A 15,825-nucleotide genomic window follows, 5' to 3' on the forward strand; every position below is an offset into this window, starting at 1 on the left:
TTTGGCGGGCTTCGGCCCGCCTAACCTTTCGATTAAATTGCCCATTTACAACATTTTGTTGCCGTGGCGATGGGTGTATTGTGATAGTATAACATCACAATTACCAGAAGCGCATGGACACGCAGACTTCCCGAATCGCCCTGAACGCTTGCGCCAGCTTCCTTTCCACCTGCATCGCGCTGGCCCTGTCGGGAACCGCCCATGCGCAGAACACCGAGCCGTCGACTTCGGCCGCACGGACCGCCCATAATCCCGCGCACCCCGAAGGCGACGACGCTGGCAAAGACATCCTCGTCGTCGGCCATCCGCCGACCGACTACGGCCTGCTCGCCGCCACGGCCAGCCTGGCAGGCGACGCGCTCGTCGCTGAAACGCGCGGCCAGATCGGTGAAATCCTGAAGTCTCTGCCCGGCGTTTCTTCCACCAGCTTTTCGCCGGGCGCGTCGCGCCCCGTGCTGCGCGGTTTCAGCGGTGACCGCGTCAGCGTGCTGACCGACGGCATCGGCTCGCTCGATGCCTCCAACGTCTCGGTCGACCATGCCGTCGTCTTCGATGCATTGACGGTCGACCACATCGACGTCTTCCACGGCCCCTCGGTACTTCTGTTTGGCGGCAATGCCATCGGCGGCGCGGTCAACGCCATCGACAAGCGCATCCCCCGCCAGGTGCCGGAACGGATCACCGCCACCGGCATCGGCAGCTACGCCACCGCCGCCAGCGAGCGCGCGGTCAGCGGCGCCATCGACGCCCCGCTGGGTGAGCGTTTCGTCGCCCACATCGACGCCTCATGGCGCAAAAGCGCCGACCTGCGCATAGGCGGAAAGGTCTACTCCAGGGCTCTGCGCCATGACATGCTCCACGCCGCCGAGCACCTTGCAGAGGACGGCGAGGCCGCGGAAGCCGCAGAACTCACGGCCGAAGCCGGCCGCAAGAACCGCGTGCCGAACTCGGCCGCCCGGTCCTCCACCATCGGCGCGGGCCTTGCCTTCATCGATGCAGGCGGCAGCCTCGGCATTTCCTACCAACGCTACGACAGCCGCTACGGCGTGCCGGATCGCCCGGCGACAGGCCATGGTCACGAAGAAGAGGGCCACGACGACCACAGCCATGAGGAGGAAGGCCACGTCCACGGCGAAGGCCCGGTCACCATCGACCTGCTCCAGAACCGCTTCGACCTGCGCGGCGAACTGAAGCTGGGCGGCTTCCTGGAAAGCGTGCAGGTGCGCGGCGCCCATGCCGACTACAAGCACACCGAATTCGAGGGCGACGAAGTCGGCACCGTCTTCAAGGGCGAAGGCATCGAGACCCGCGCCGACCTCGTCCAGGCCAATCACGGCGGCTGGCGCGGCCGCAGCGGAGTCCAGTATCTGTGGCGCAGCCTCACCGTAAACGGCGCCGAAGCGCTGATCCCCGACTATGAGGTGGAGCGCATCGGCGTGTTCACATTGCAGTCTTATGAGTTGGGCGGCGGCTTCTCGCTCGACGGATCGGGCCGCTACGACAGTTCGCGCATCCAGTCGCAGGGCGCCGCGTTCCGCAAGTCATTTGACTTGTGGTCGGGCGCGGCAGGGGCAAGCTGGAAGTCGGGCGCCGGCCTCGGCCTCGGCGTCAATTTCGTCCACGGCGAACGCGCGCCCTCTCCTGAGGAACTGCTGAGCGACGGCATCCACATCGCAACCCAGTCCTACGAAGTGGGCGACCGCACTCTGGGCATCGAACGCAGCAACGGCTTCGAGGCGTACTTGCGCTACAACACGCCCAAATTCGACTTCTCGCTGACCGGCTACCTGACGGACTTCGACAACTACATCGCCCCGCTCGCGGCGGGCACCGAGCAGGAAGGCCAGCCCGTCTACCAGTACACGGGCGTCGAGGCGCGCTTCAAGGGCTTCGAGGCGGCGGGCAGCTTCCAGGCAGTGGCATGGTCAGGCGGCGAACTCCGCTTTGACGGCGCGACGGACTACACCCACGCCCAAATCAAGGGCTACGGCGCCGTCCCGCGCATCCCGCCCTTGCGCATTCGCGGCGGCAGCGCAGTGACGCTGGGCGAGGTGCGTATGCGCGGCGAAGTCGAATGGAACGCCAGGCAGGACCGCGTCGGCGACTATGAGAACCCGACTGCCGCCTTCACCCTCGTGAACCTCAGCGCCGATTGGCACCCGATGGGCGAAGACGGCCCGGTCACGCTGATGCTTTCGGCCGACAACCTGTTCGACGTGATCGGCCGCCGCTCTGCGTCGTTCACGCGGGATTTCGTACCTATCGCTGGCCGGGACGTGCGGATCACCGCGAAGTTCACCTATTGATCGAAAAATGCGCGGTGTCTTGGCAACGAGACACCGCGCTGCCATGCAGCATGGCGTGAGTCTTCCTCCTTCCTCGCCCGCAACTGAGCCTGCCTCTCAGCCCTCTTCACCGCTGGCTATCGCCGACTATCGCAGGTTCTGGCTGGCCCGGTTCTTCGCCGTCCTGGCAACGACCGGCACCGTCGTTATCATCGGCTATCAGGTCTATGATGTCGCCCGCAGCGAATACGCCATGTCGATGTCTGAAGCCGCGTTCCAGCTCGGCCTTCTCGGTTTCGCGCAGTTTGTGCCGGTATTCCTGCTGACCCCGGTAGCCGGCGTCCTCGCCGACCGGTTCGACCGCCGCAAGGTGGCCGGCATCGCCTCATTGCTCGACATGTGTGTGGCTCTGGGTCTGGGCGTGACTACAGCATTGGAAATGCGCAGCCTGCCGGTGCTCTACCTGTTCGCCGTGCTGCACGGCACCGTGCGCGTATTCATCAGCCCCTCGATGGCTGCGATTGCGCCCAACATCGTGCCGCCCCGGCTGATCCCACGTGCGATCGGCTTCAACTCGATCGCCATGCAGGCGGGCACCATCATCGGCCCGGCCGCCTACGGCTTCATGTTCGCCGCGAACCACGCCCTGCCCTACTGGGCATCGGCGGTGTTCACGCTGGGCGCATCGATCGCCATCCAGTCGATCCGCAACCTGCCCCCTCCGCGTCCCGATGCTCGTAAGGCCCATCCGGTCCGCCAGATCGTCGAAGGCTTCCACTTCATCCTGCGCGAGCGCTTCCTGCTCGGCTGCCTCTCGCTGGACCTTTTCGCCGTGCTGCTGGGCGGAGCGACCGCGCTGATGCCGGTCTTCGCGCGCGACATCCTGCACGTCGGTCCCGAGGGCCTCGGCCAGATGCGCGCAGCCACCGCAGCTGGTGCGGCGGTGGTCGCCCTGTGGCTCTCATTCCGGCCGCTGCGCTCCGACGTCGGGGTCAAGATGCTGGTCTCGGTCGCGGGCTACGGCCTGATGACGGTAGCCTTCGGGCTTTCGACCCATTTCCTGCTGTCGCTGGGCTGCCTCGCGCTGCTGGGCGCGGCGGACATGATCTCGGTATTCATCCGCAGTTCGCTGGTCCAGCTACGCACGCCCGACGACGTGCGCGGCCGCGTCTCGGCAATCTCGGGCCTCGCCGTCTCCGCCTCGAACGAACTGGGCGAGTTCCAGTCAGGCTTCGCCGCAGCGCTGCTCGGCGCGACCGGAGCGGTTGTTTTCGGCGGCAGCGCTGCCATAGTCATCACCTTGGCGTGGGCCTGGCTCTTTCCCGAGATCCGCCGCGCACGAACCTTCGAAACCCGTTGGGAGCAAAAGCCATGAAGGCTGACAGCATTCTCGCCACGATCGGCAACACTCCGCACATCCGCCTCTCGCGCCTGTTCCCCGACCATGAAGTCTGGGTGAAGGCTGAACGCGCCAACCCGGGCGGCTCGATCAAGGACCGTATCGGCCTCGCCATGATCGAGGCTGCGGAAGCAGACGGCAGCCTTTTGCCCGGCGGCACGATCATCGAGCCGACCTCGGGCAACACCGGCATCGGCCTTGCCATGGCGGCGGCGGTGAAGGGCTACAAGCTGGTCCTCGTCATGCCCGAATCGATGTCGATCGAGCGCCGCCGGCTGATGCTGGCCTACGGCGCCCAGTTCGACCTCACGCCCCGCGAAAAGGGCATGAAGGGCGCGATCGAGCGGGCCAAGGAACTGATCGAGGCCACCCCCGGTTCGTGGATGCCGCAGCAGTTCGACAATCCCGCGAACATCTCCGTCCACGTAGCGACGACCGCGCAGGAAATTCTGGCAGACTTCGCCGAGACCCCGATCGACGCGCTGATCACCGGCGTGGGGACCGGCGGCCACCTCACCGGCTGCGCCGAGGCACTCAAGGCCGTGTGGCCGGCCATGAAGGCCTATGCGGTGGAGCCGACCCTGTCGCCGGTCATCTCCGGCGGCCAGCCCGGTCCGCACCCGATCCAGGGCATCGGCGCCGGCTTCATCCCCGGCAACCTGCACACCCAGGCCATCGACGGCGCCATCCAGGTCGACCCCGCCGACGCCAAGGACTGGGCGCGCCGCTGCGCCACCGTTGAAGGGATGCTGGTGGGTATCAGTTCCGGCGCGACGCTGGCTGCCATCGCCCAGAAGCTCAAGGACCTGCCCGCAGGCAGCCGCGTCCTTGGCTTTAACTATGACACCGGCGAGCGTTACCTTTCCGTGCCCGACTTTCTCCCTGAATAGACAGAACCAGCCTCCGTCCCGGATCAACTCCGGGACGGAGGCGGAATATCAGTCTTCGATCCGAGCCAGGCCTTCGCCTTCGATCCTGCGGTAGAAGCAGCTGCGTGCGCCCGTGTGGCAGGCCGGGCCTTCAGGCCGCACCCGCAGTTCAAGCGCATCCTGGTCGCAATCCACGCGAATTTCCTCGACCCGCAGGAAATGTCCCGAAGTCTCGCCCTTGAGCCACAGCCTGCCGCGCGAGCGCGAATGGAAGTGGGCCAGCCCGGTCTCCCGTGTCTTCTCCAGCGCCTCGGCGTCCATATAGGCGACCATGAGGATTTCGCGGGTCAACGAATCGACTGCAATCGCGATCAGCAGGCCCTGCGCATCGAAGCGCGGCAGGAACGCCGTTCCCAGTTCGCGCTCTGCTGCGGTCACGTCTGACATCTTGAAGGTTTCCCTGTTTCGACATTCTGTGGAAGAATTGTTGCACGATAACCACAGCAGACGACCAAAATCCACGTTACCCGCCGAATCCTCTTTCAAAAAAAGGCGATTCGATGAATTTTAAAGCTGCAGCTGGGGGGCTGCTACTGACCTAGAGGTCGCTCTCAGGCAAGTGTCTGAAAAGTCACGAACCTGATTACAAAGGCGCCACGGTTCAGGGAATGCGATCAATGAGGGATCGGATCATGCGTGCGGCCAGGGGCAAACGCAGCATGATCCAAGAGTTTCGTCACGAGGACGCCCGGGATTTCTGATCCCGGGCGTTTTCGTATTCAGGTTCAGGTGGCATCCAGCGCTTCGTCCAGTACGCGCGCGAAACAGGCGACCACCACCCTCTCTGCTCCTGCTCGCCGCAGCGCAGAGACGCAGGCATTGCTGGTCGCCCCGCTAGTCAGCACATCGTCGACAAGCACCACCTTCCTGCCTTTCAACAGGTCGGTCCGACTACTGCGAACAGTGATCACCCCCGAAAGCACCCGCTTGCGCGCCAACTTACCGAGACCGCCTAGCGACGGGGTGCGTTTGCGCCGTTCCAGCACGTCGACGCCAAGGCGGGCGCCCGTCCGCCGGGTGATCTGCCGGGCCAGTTCCGCCGCCTGGTTGTAGCCGCGCCTCCACAGCCGCCAGCGGTGCAGCGGCACCGGAACAACCAGCCACTCCGTATCGACGAAGGAGAGCTTGGGCACTATCAGCCCGGCCATCATCGGCGCCAGCGCCAGCCTGCTGCCGTGCTTGAAACCCAGCACCAGCTTGCGCGAAGTGTCATTGTAGAGTGTGCCTGCAGCGATCCCTGCATGCCGAGGCGGATCGGCCAGACACGGCGCGCAGGTCCCGCCCTCCGGCATCGCATCGCCAAACGGGCGGTTGCAGGATCTGCAGGCAGGATCACCGGGTATCGCCAGCGTCCCCCAGCACGTTATGCAAAGCCCCGTCTGCGCCCCGATTCCCGCTCCACATAATGGGCAGCGCGGCGGAAAAACGAGATCAACGAGCGGCAAAAACGCCTGAGACAAGGTCATGGTACAATCGTATCCAGCCCCTGAGGCGCCACAAGCTGTTGCAAGGATTTCATCGACGCGGCAGGGGAGCAGGCATGGAAAGCAAGGCTCCCCCCCGCATCTTCTCCGCCCACCGCCGCATCGCCGCCCGCCGGCGCATGCTGGCGCTGCAACAGCAGCCCGACGCGGCGCGCTACCTTATCGACGACATGGTCGAGGACGTTCTCGAACGCCTCTCGTTCCTGCGCTTCGAGCCGGCCAGCGCGCTGGTCATCGGCGACTACAGCGGCGCCCTCGCCCGCACGCTGACGGCAGCCGGCGTGGCTGTCACCGAAGCCGAGCCGGGCACGGGCTTCGAGGAAGAGAAGCCCTACCCCTTCGAAGGCTTCGACCTGATCGCCAGCCTCGGCACGCTGGACACCGTCAATGACCTGCCCGGCGCGCTGGTCCATATCCGCAAGGCTTTGAACACCGGCGGCATGATGATCTGCAGCTTCCTGTCCTCGGGCAGCCTGCCCATCATGCGCGACGTGATGCTGGCGGCTGACGGTGAACGCCCGGCGCCGCGCATCCACCCCACGGTCGACGTGCGTTCGGGCGGGCAACTGCTCCAGCGCACGCTGTTCGCAGACCCGGTGATTGACCACCGCCATGTGGATGTCGGTTTTCGCAGCATGGAGCGGCTTGTCGGCGATCTTCGCGGGCAGGCGCTGACCAACGTGCTTGCCGATCCCGGCCCGGCGCTTGGCAAGGCCGCGCTGGCGCAGGCCCGCGAAACGTTTGCGGCCGCCGGTGAAGGCGGCCGCACGGTAGAGCGGTTCGAGATATTGACACTATCCGGTTGGAAACGCTGACGCTTTCCGGCGCCAAGCCTCCAATCTACGCACTCCGCTCAGGCTGAGCCTGTCGAAGCCCCCTCCTCACGGAAGGGGCTTCTTTCAGTTTCAGCCCAGTGCAGCCTGCGCCGCCGCAAGGCGGGCGATCGGCACGCGGTAAGGCGAGGCGCTGACGTAATCGAGGCCGACCTTCTCGCAGAACGCGATCGAGGCCGGATCGCCGCCATGCTCGCCGCAGATGCCCAGCTTGATATCGGCATAAGTAGCGCGGCCACGTTCCGCCGCCAGTTGCACCAGCTGGCCCACACCCTCGATGTCGAGCGTGACGAACGGATCGCGCGGGTAGATACCCTTTTCGACGTAAGGGCTGAGGAATCGCGCCGCATCGTCGCGGCTGACGCCCAGCGTGGTCTGCGTCAGGTCGTTGGTGCCGAACGAGAAGAACTTCGCTTCTTCCGCGATCTCGCCCGCCATCAGCGCCGCGCGCGGCAGCTCGATCATGGTGCCGACCAGATAGTCGAGCGTCATGCCCTTGTCGGCGAAGACCTTGGCAGCGGCCTCGTCGACCACCTTCTTGAGGATTTCCAGCTCGCGCTTGGTGGCGACGAGCGGGATCATCACTTCCGGCACGATCGCTTCACCCGAAGCTTTGGCTACGTCGCAGGCTGCCTCGAAGATGGCGCGGGCCTGCATTTCGTAGATTTCGGGGAAGGTGATGCCAAGGCGGCAGCCACGGTGACCGAGCATCGGGTTGAATTCATGCAGTTCGTCCGCGCGGCGCTTGAGGGTGTCGACGCCGATGCCGATGGTGTCCGAAAGATCGGCGAATTCGGCATCGCTGTGCGGCAGGAATTCGTGCAGCGGCGGGTCGAGCAGGCGGATGGTGACGGGCAGTCCGGCCATCACCTCGAAGATCGCCTGGAAGTCTGCGCGCTGTTCCGGCAGCAGCTTGGCGAGCGCCTCGCGGCGGCCCTTTTCGTCTTCGGCCAGGATCATCTGGCGCACGGCCGAGATGCGGCCTGCGTCGAAGAACATGTGCTCGGTGCGGCACAGGCCGATGCCTTCGGCGCCGAACTGGCGGGCCATCTTGCAGTCAGCCGGGGTCTCGGCGTTGGTGCGCACCTTCATGCGGCGGTGCTTGTCGGCCCATACCATGAGCGTGCCGAAATCGCCGGCCAGTTCAGGCTCGATCGTCGCCACTTCGCCGGCCATGATTTCGCCGGTCGAACCGTCGAGGGTGATGATGTCGCCCTCCTTCAGTTCGCGGTTGCCGATGCGCAGGGTGCGCGTCTTCATGTCGATCGACAGGCCCGATGCGCCCGAAACGCAAGGACGGCCCATACCGCGCGCCACGACGGCGGCGTGGCTGGTCATGCCGCCGCGCGCGGTCAGGATGCCCTTGGCCGCGTGCATGCCGTGGATGTCCTCGGGCGAGGTTTCCACGCGCACCAGAACCACGGCGTCGCCGCGTTCCGCGCGCTTTTCAGCAGTATCGGCATCAAGCACGATCGCGCCGGAAGCTGCGCCCGGCGAGGCGGGCAGGCCCTTGCCCAGCACGTCGCGCTTGGCCTTGGGGTCGAGCGTGGGGTGCAGCAGCTGGTCGAGCGCCATCGGATCGATGCGGCGGATGGCGGTAGCCTCGTCGATGAGGCCCTCTTCCACCATGTCGACTGCCATCTTGAGCGCGGCCTTGGCGGTGCGCTTGCCCGAACGGGTCTGCAGCATCCACAGCTTGTTACGCTCAACCGTGAACTCGATGTCCTGCATGTCGCGGTAGTGCTTTTCGAGCAGCTCGAACACCGCGGCCAGCTCGCCGTAAGCGGCGGGCATCGCCTCTTCCATCGACAGCGGCTTGGCGCCGGCGCGTTCCCGCGCGGCCTTGGTCAGGTACTGCGGGGTGCGGATGCCGGCGACGACGTCCTCACCCTGGGCATTGACCAGCCATTCGCCGTAATAGGCCTTCTCGCCGGTCGCCGGATCGCGGGTAAAGGCGACGCCGGTGGCGGAAGTATCGCCCATATTGCCGAAGACCATGGCCTGCACGTTGACGGCAGTGCCCCAGCCGGCAGGAATGTCGTTCAGGCGGCGATAGACCTTGGCGCGGTCGGAATCCCAGCTGTCGAACACGGCTTCGATGGCGCCCCAGAGCTGTTCCTGCACATCCTGCGGGAACGAGCGGCCCAGTGCGCCTTCGACGATGGCCTTGTACTGCTTGACGATCTTCTGCCAGTCGGCGGCCGTCAGCTCGACGTCGTTGTCGTAGCCGTTGTCTTCCTTGGCGATCTCGAGCGCTTCCTCGAACAGATGGTGTTCCACGCCCAGAACGACGTCGGAATACATCTGGATGAAGCGGCGGTAGGAATCCCACGCGAAGCGGTCATCGCCCGAAGTCTTGACCAGGCCTTCGACGGTCTCGTCGTTGAGGCCCAGGTTCAGGACGGTGTCCATCATGCCCGGCATCGAGACGCGTGCGCCCGAACGGACCGAGACCAGCAGCGGGTCTGCTGCATCGCCGAAGCTCTTGCCGACGGTCTTTTCGATGTGGGTCAGCGCCTGCGCCACGTCGGCGCGCAGTTCGTCCGAGAAGTTGGCGCCTTCCGCGAGGTACTTGACGCATTCCTCGGTGGTGATGGTGAAGCCCGGAGGCACCGGCAGGCCGATCCCGGCCATTTCCGCAAGGTTGGAACCCTTGCCGCCCGTGATGACCTTGTCGCGCGAGCGGGGGTCTTCATGCTTTACGCCGCCGCCGAACGTGTAGACCTGCTGAACCATCTATCCCTAACTTTCCTGTACCGGATTTGCGCAAGTTAAACGAACCGAGGGGGAATCCTCCTACCCCTCGATCCGCGAGAAATCTGCAACATTGTGCACTGCAGCACGAAAACGATCAAGCAGTGCAAGTCGTGAATATCGTTTGTTGGCGTCAGTATCGTTTACTGTCACCTGATCAAAGAAACCGTCGATCGGCGCGCGCAGCGAGGCCAGAGCACTCATTGCGCCCGCGAAATCTTCCGCCGCAACTGCAGCAGTAGCCTGCGGCTGCGCAGCATCGAGCGCGTCAATGAGCGCCTTCTCGGCTGGCTCCGGCTCGTAGGAGAGCGCGGTGCGGGCGGCGTAGACTTCCTTCATGTCGGGATCGTCGACGTTCTCGAGCGGGTCTTCGTCGCCAGTCAGAGGATGGCCGGTCGCCTCGACTTGGTCGGCCTTCCAGTCCTCCTTGCGCAGGATGTTGGCGGCGCGCTTGTAGCCGGCGAGGAGGTTGGTGCCGTCCTCGCTGCCGACGAACGCCTGAAGCGCATGGACGCGGGCAAGCAGGCGGACCAGATCGTCCTCACCGCCGAGCGCGAACACCGCGTCGATCAGGTCGTGGCGAACGCCCGCTTCCTTCTGCTGGACCTTGAGGCGGTCGGCGAGAAAACGATCGAGATGCCCGGCTGTTTCTAAGGCTCCTACGATCAATTGCTCTTGCTTAATATCTTTTTGAGCAAGAGCCTGTTCATAGAAAAGCGATTTTAGCGATGTGGCAAAATCTCTAGAGACGATTTTCTCAAAATCAGTATTGACCTTAATCGCTTCACGCCAAGCAATATTTTGAATTTGAATAATCATCGCCATCTGGAAGATTTGCGAGATACTAAGTCGCAAGCGATTGTCCAAAATCGTGCCCAAAAGCCCGAGCATCGCCCGGCGCAGCGCAAAGGGATCTTTGGAACCTGTAGGCCGCTCATCGATGAGGAAGAAGCCGACCAAAGTATCCAGCTTGTCCGCCAGCGAAACCGCAACCGTCACCGGGGCGGTCGGCACATCATCGCCCTGCCCGACCGGCTTGTAGTGGTCGCGGATGGCGTCGGCTACGGCGTCGGGCAGGCCCTCGGCGCGGGCGTAGTAGCCGCCCATGAGGCCCTGCAGCTCGGGGAATTCGCCGACCATTTCGGTGACGAGGTCCGCCTTGCACAGCTCGGCTGCCTGGCGCGCCAGTGCGGGGTCGCAGTTCGGGACGATGCCTTCGCTTGCCAGCCATTCGGCCAGCTTGGCCACGCGCTCGACCTTGTCGGCGACGGTGCCCAGCTTTTCGTGGAAGGTGATGCGGGCCAACTTCTTTGCGTGGTCCGAGAGCGCGGTCTTCTTGTCCTGCTCCCAGAAGAAGCGGGCGTCGGAGAGGCGGGCGGCGAGGACCTTGCGGTTGCCTGCGACGATCCCCTCGCCGTCGTCGACCGCGTCGATGTTGGCGGTGCAGACGAAGGCGTTGGCAAGCTTGCCTGAAGCGTCCTCGCACACGAAATACTTCTGGTTCACGCGCGCGGTGAGCTGGATGACTTCGGGCGGCACGTCGAGGAACGCCTCGTCGAAGCGGCCCAGCAGCGGCACGGGCCATTCGGTGAGGCCGGCGTTCTCGATCACCAGACCTTCGTCCTCGACCAGCGTGAGCCCGGCGGCGGCGGCAGCATTGCGGGCCTCGTCGCGGATCAGGTCCTGGCGTTCGGCATGGTCGACGATTACGTGGCAGGCCGACAGCTTGCGCGCATAATCATGCGCGCCGCCGATGGTGATGTCGCCGGGCGCATGGAAACGGTGACCCTTGGTGGCGTAGCCGGAGGCGATGCCGCCGATCTCGCACTCGACAAGGTCTTCGCCCAGGATCGCGACGATGCCGGACAGCGGGCGCACCCAGCGCAGCGACTCGGTGCTGATCGAGGCTTTGCCCCAGCGCTGCGACTTGGGCCAGGGGAAGGCGCGGACGATCGCCGGGATCGCCTCGGCCAGCACGTCCTTTACGGCGCGGCCCGGCTTTTCAATCACGGCAAAGTATGTGTCCTTGCCCTTTAGATCGCGGACCTGAAGCTGGTCCTTCGTCAGGCCGGTCTTGCGCAGGAAGCCTTCGAGCGCCTGATCGGGCGCGCTGGTGGCGGGGCCCTTGGTTTCTTCGCTCACGGCCTCGGTCACGTCTGGCAGCGTATTCGCGATCAGCGCGAGGCGGCGCGGGGTGGACCACACGGTGATCTGGCCCAGCGTGACGCCGGCAGCGCCCATTTCCTTGCGGAACAGCTTTTCAAGGTCGGCGCGCGCACCCGCCTGCATCCGGGCAGGGATTTCTTCGCAGCGCAGTTCGAGAAGGAAGTCGGTCATATGGTCCACCCCGGGAACTTGGCTTCCCAGCGATCCTTGTTGGTGTCGATCCACGACTGGCACGATCCCTTGGCGAGATCGCGCACGCGGGCCATGTAGCTGGCGCGTTCCTGCACCGAGATCACGCCGCGCGCCTGAAGTAGGTTGAACAGGTGCGAGGCCTCGATCGCCTGGTCGTAGGCGGCGAGGGGAATTTCCGCCTCGATGCAGCGCATGCATTCAGCTTCTGCTGCCTTGAAGCCGGCGAAGAGGGCGTCGGTGTCGGCGATCTCGAAGTTGTACTTCGACTGCTGCTGTTCGTTGGCGAGGAAGACATCGCCGTAGCTGACGCCTTCGTTGTTGAACCTGAGGTCGTAGACCGAGTCCACGTTCTGGATGTACATCGCCAGCCGTTCGAGGCCGTAGGTCAACTCGCCTGCGACGGGCTTGCAATCGAAGCCGCCCATCTGCTGGAAGTAGGTGAACTGCGTCACTTCCATGCCGTCGCACCAGACTTCCCATCCCAGGCCCCAGGCGCCCAGCGTGGGGCTTTCCCAGTCATCCTCGACGAAGCGGATGTCGTGCGCCAGCGGATCGACGCCGATCGCAGCGAGGCTCTGGAGGTACAGTTCCTGCAGGTTCTCGGGGTTCGGCTTCAGGATCACCTGATACTGGTAATAGTGCTGAAGGCGGTTCGGGTTTTCACCATAACGCCCATCGGTCGGGCGGCGCGAGGGCTGCACGTAGGCGGCCTTCCACGGTTCCGGGCCGAGCGCGCGCAGTGTGGTGGCGGGGTGAAACGTGCCCGCGCCCATGCGCATGTCGTAGGGCTGCAGGATGAGGCAGCCCTGCGCACTCCAGAAATTGTGGAGCGTCAGGATCATGTCCTGGAAGCTGAGCGGCTCTTTAGCGGCGGTCATGCAGTTTCCGTCGATTTATGGGCTTGGCGTATTGTTGCGCGGCCTTTGGCGGATCGGGCCTGCCAAATCAACCGCGCAAAGGCGTAATCGGCGCCAAGTTGCACGGCAAATACAGCCGAGCGTGTCGATTCCGGGACGGCAGGGTATCTGGACGATGCTGCTGGATGGCACTGCTGGAAGACAGGGCTGCTATCGTGCATAGGGCGCGCCATGTCCCGCTTACGCTTCTGGCTTGTCGTCCCGGCACTGGCCTTCTCCGCACTTCCGCCTGTCGCCGCCTTTGCCAAAGAGGAGGCGCCCGCTGCCGCTCCGCCGGTGCGCCCCGCGCTCTGGAAGGTGTCGGACGAGGATACCACGATCTGGCTGTTCGGCACGATCCACGTCCTGCCCGAGCAGGTGAACTGGTACGCCGGTCCGGTCGCCAAGGCGCTCGACAGCGCGCAGCAGCTGGTGACCGAAATTCCCATCGACGAGGCCGAGCAATCGCAAGGCGTGGTCATGAAGATGAGCCAGCGCGAGGACGGCAAGGCCCTCCGCGCTTCCCTGCCCGTAAAGGAGCGCGCGGATTACGAAGCGGCGATGGCCTCGCTTGGCATCCCGGCGGCGGCTTTCGACAGCAACGATACCTGGTTCGCCGCGCTGATGCTCACGCTGCTGCCGCTCAAGACCGCAGGCTACAGCACCGAAAGCGGCATCGACGCCCAGGTCGCCGCCAAGGCACGGGCGCGCCATCTGGCCAACTATGCCTTCGAAACCGCCGAGTACCAGATCGGCCTGTTCGATCATCTGCCCGAAGCGACGCAGCGCACCTACCTCGGCGAAGTCATCGAGGCACTGCCGACCGTCAAGGCCGACATCGACGACATGGTCGCGGCATGGAAAGCGGGAGACGCCGAACACCTCGCCCAGCTTCTCAACGAAGACGAAAGCGATCCCGAGATGCGCAAGGTGCTGATTACCGACCGCAACGTGGCCTGGGCCAAGTGGCTGAAAGCAAGGCTGGATCAGCCGGGCACCGTCTTCGTGGCGGTAGGCGCGGGGCATCTGGCCGGGCCGGGCAGCGTGCAGGACCAGCTTGCCGCCGCCGGTGTCACCTCGACGCGGGTGCAATAGCTTTGATGCGCGCGCTGGCGCTCCTGTTGCCGCTGGCCCTGCTGGCGTGCTCGCCCGAGCCGAGGGCGGCGCATCCGGCGCTGTGGCGCATCACGGATGCGCAGGGCCATGCGGGCTGGCTGTTCGGGACGATCCACTCCTCCGATCGGCCACTGAAATGGCGCACGGCGGGGGTGGACGCAGCCCTGAAGCAATCGGGTACGATCATGGTGGAGGTGGGCAACCTTGCCGACGAATCGGAAGTCGCCGCCACGTTCGCCCGGCTGGCTCGCAGCGAAGGCGAGCCGCCGCTGTCGAGCCGCGTGCCTGCCAAGGACCGCCCTGCCCTTGCCGCCCTGCTCAAGAAAAGCGGCCATAGCGATGACGATTTCGCCGCGATGGATACATGGGCCGCCGCCCTCACCCTTGCCCGCACCGGGGCCGACGATGACGATGCCCGCAACGGCGTGGACCGCGCGCTGATCGCGCAGGCGGGCCGGCTGCCGGTGGTGGAGCTGGAAGGCGCCGCTGCCCAGCTCGGCCTGTTCGATGCCCTGCCCGAACGCGAACAGCGCGGCCTGCTCGCCGCCGTCGTGACCGAAGCGGCGATACCCGACCGCGATCTGGCGAAAAGCTGGCGCACCGGCGACATGAAGGCGATCGAAGCGGAAACCCGTTCGGGCCTGCTCGCCGACCCGCAGCTGCGCGAAGTGCTGTTCACCGGCCGCAACCGCCGCTGGAGCGCCCGTATCGGCCAATCCGTGCGCGCGGGGGAGAAGCCGTTCGTCGCGGTGGGCGCGGCGCACATGGCCGGGCCGCAGGGGCTTCCGGCGATGCTGACGGCGCAGGGCTTCACTGTTACGCGGGTGGAGTAGGGCGCTGGGGGCTTCGACAAGCTCAGCCTGAGCGGATTTGAGAGCTTAGACTGACATCCGCTCACCCTGAGCTTGTCGAAGGGTTAGCCGCCGATCCCGGCTTGCATTTTGCCCCCCATGCGGATAAGGGCCGCGCCTTCCCGTCGTGGTCATCCCTGGAGGCGTGACGGGCGGTGCAGGGCCGATGAGCGGTCTCGTACCGAGATTTATCCAGTTTTGAAAGGCACGTCCCATGAGCGATACGCTTAACCTGCCGGCCGAGACGCGTGAACGGAATGGCAAGGGAGCCTCCCGTGATCTGCGTCGTAATGGCCGCGTCCCCGCAGTTGTCTACGGCGGCAAGGAAGAACCCCTGTCGATCCACCTCGAAGAGAAGGAACTGACCCGTCAGCTGATGACCGGCCACTTCTTCAACTCGATCATCGAGGTCGAAGTCGGCGGCAAGAAGTATCGCACGCAGCCCAAGGACGTTGCCTTCCACCCGGTGTCGAGCCGTCCGCTCCACGTCGACTTCCTGCGCGTCGCCAAGGGCGCAACCGTGCACGTCAACGTGCCGGTAGTGTTCGAGAACGAAGAAGCCTCGCCGGGCCTGAAGCGTGGCGGCGTGCTCAACGTTGTTCGTCACGATCTGGAACTGGTCTGCGACGCCGAGAAGATCCCGCATGAGATCGCCATCGACCTCACCGGCTTCGACCTGGGCGAATCGATCCACTTCACCCACGTGAAGCTGCCCAAGGGCGTCGAGAGCGCGATCACCGACCGCGATTTCACCATCGCGACGATCGCCACGCCGTCTGCCCTGCGCAGCGCCGAAGGCGGAGAGGCCGAAGCCGAAGCCGAATAAGCTTCGCCGGACTCGAAACGGCCCTTCCCGCCCCGGAAATCCGGTGCGCGGGAAGGGCCTTTTCTTTGGTTACGCCCACTCGTCACATCGAGGA

12 protein-coding genes and 1 pseudogene are annotated in these 15,825 nt (G+C 64.9%); 7 read left to right on the forward strand and 6 right to left on the reverse strand.

The window, feature by feature from the left end:
* Nucleotides 1-113: 113 nt before the first annotated feature.
* From GVL61_RS00070 to cysK, 3 genes are read left to right on the forward strand one after another with little or no spacing between them, the layout of a single operon-like run.
* On the forward strand, nucleotides 114-2,306 hold the full coding sequence (locus GVL61_RS00070; protein ID WP_159975611.1) for a TonB-dependent receptor: 2,193 nt from the start codon (nucleotides 114-116) through the stop codon (nucleotides 2,304-2,306).
* Between the two features lie 43 nt (nucleotides 2,307-2,349).
* Nucleotides 2,350-3,660: an MFS transporter gene (locus GVL61_RS00075; RefSeq protein WP_200844905.1), complete on the forward strand. Its 1,311-nt coding sequence runs from the start codon at nucleotides 2,350-2,352 to the stop codon at nucleotides 3,658-3,660.
* Complete coding sequence (cysK, locus tag GVL61_RS00080) at nucleotides 3,657-4,574, forward strand: cysteine synthase A (RefSeq protein WP_159975615.1); 918 nt, start codon at nucleotides 3,657-3,659, stop codon at nucleotides 4,572-4,574. Before GVL61_RS00075 ends, cysK begins: the two co-directional genes overlap by 4 nt.
* Before the next feature lie 48 nt (nucleotides 4,575-4,622).
* On the opposite strand, the gene hisI is transcribed toward cysK, so the two are convergent.
* The 3 genes and pseudogenes from hisI to GVL61_RS25365 all read right to left on the reverse strand — a co-directional run.
* Entirely contained in the window at nucleotides 4,623-5,000 is a 378-nt protein-coding gene (hisI, locus tag GVL61_RS00085; RefSeq protein WP_159975617.1) for a phosphoribosyl-AMP cyclohydrolase, read from the reverse strand.
* Between the two features lie 338 nt (nucleotides 5,001-5,338).
* Nucleotides 5,339-5,905, reverse strand: coding sequence for a ComF family protein (locus GVL61_RS00090; protein WP_368667096.1), 567 nt, complete (start codon nucleotides 5,903-5,905; stop codon nucleotides 5,339-5,341).
* A gap of 27 nt (nucleotides 5,906-5,932) precedes the next feature.
* A pseudogene (locus GVL61_RS25365) lies at nucleotides 5,933-6,079 on the reverse strand (double zinc ribbon domain-containing protein); the annotation flags it as partial.
* A 74-nt stretch (nucleotides 6,080-6,153) separates the two neighbouring features.
* On the opposite strand from GVL61_RS25365, the gene GVL61_RS00095 reads away from it, so the two are divergent.
* A complete protein-coding gene (locus tag GVL61_RS00095; protein ID WP_159975621.1) occupies nucleotides 6,154-6,912 on the forward strand; it encodes a methyltransferase domain-containing protein in 759 nt (252 codons plus the stop codon).
* 90 nt (nucleotides 6,913-7,002) lie between these two features.
* Here GVL61_RS00095 and ppdK read toward each other — a convergent pair whose 3' ends face one another.
* Genes ppdK through GVL61_RS00110 form a run of 3 tightly spaced genes read right to left on the reverse strand, consistent with a single transcriptional unit; the run spans nucleotide 7,003 to nucleotide 12,920 of the window.
* Nucleotides 7,003-9,666, reverse strand: a complete 2,664-nt coding sequence (gene ppdK / locus GVL61_RS00100; protein ID WP_159975623.1) for a pyruvate, phosphate dikinase — start codon at nucleotides 9,664-9,666, stop codon at nucleotides 7,003-7,005.
* Between the two features lie 60 nt (nucleotides 9,667-9,726).
* A complete protein-coding gene (gene glyS, locus GVL61_RS00105) occupies nucleotides 9,727-12,021 on the reverse strand; it encodes a glycine--tRNA ligase subunit beta (protein WP_159975625.1) in 2,295 nt (764 codons plus the stop codon).
* Nucleotides 12,018-12,920, reverse strand: a complete 903-nt coding sequence (locus GVL61_RS00110) for a glycine--tRNA ligase subunit alpha (protein ID WP_043973040.1) — start codon at nucleotides 12,918-12,920, stop codon at nucleotides 12,018-12,020. Before GVL61_RS00110 ends, glyS begins: the two co-directional genes overlap by 4 nt.
* 210 nt (nucleotides 12,921-13,130) lie before the next feature.
* Here GVL61_RS00110 and GVL61_RS00115 point away from each other — a divergent pair, with 210 nt between their 5' ends.
* The 3 genes from GVL61_RS00115 to GVL61_RS00125 all read left to right on the forward strand — a co-directional run bounded on the left by GVL61_RS00115 (nucleotide 13,131) and on the right by GVL61_RS00125 (nucleotide 15,731).
* Nucleotides 13,131-14,033 carry a TraB/GumN family protein gene (locus GVL61_RS00115; protein WP_159975627.1) on the forward strand — a complete coding sequence of 301 codons (903 nt, stop codon included), beginning with the start codon at nucleotides 13,131-13,133 and terminating at the stop codon, nucleotides 14,031-14,033.
* A gap of 5 nt (nucleotides 14,034-14,038) precedes the next feature.
* A complete protein-coding gene (locus tag GVL61_RS00120) occupies nucleotides 14,039-14,887 on the forward strand; it encodes a TraB/GumN family protein (protein WP_200844906.1) in 849 nt (282 codons plus the stop codon).
* 232 nt (nucleotides 14,888-15,119) lie between these two features.
* Nucleotides 15,120-15,731, forward strand: a complete 612-nt coding sequence (locus GVL61_RS00125; RefSeq protein ID WP_159975631.1) for a 50S ribosomal protein L25/general stress protein Ctc — start codon at nucleotides 15,120-15,122, stop codon at nucleotides 15,729-15,731.
* Nucleotides 15,732-15,825: the final 94 nt, after the last annotated feature.

This window comes from Novosphingobium sp. 18050 (genome assembly GCF_902706195.1).
Classification (GTDB): Bacteria; Pseudomonadota; Alphaproteobacteria; order Sphingomonadales; family Sphingomonadaceae; genus Novosphingobium.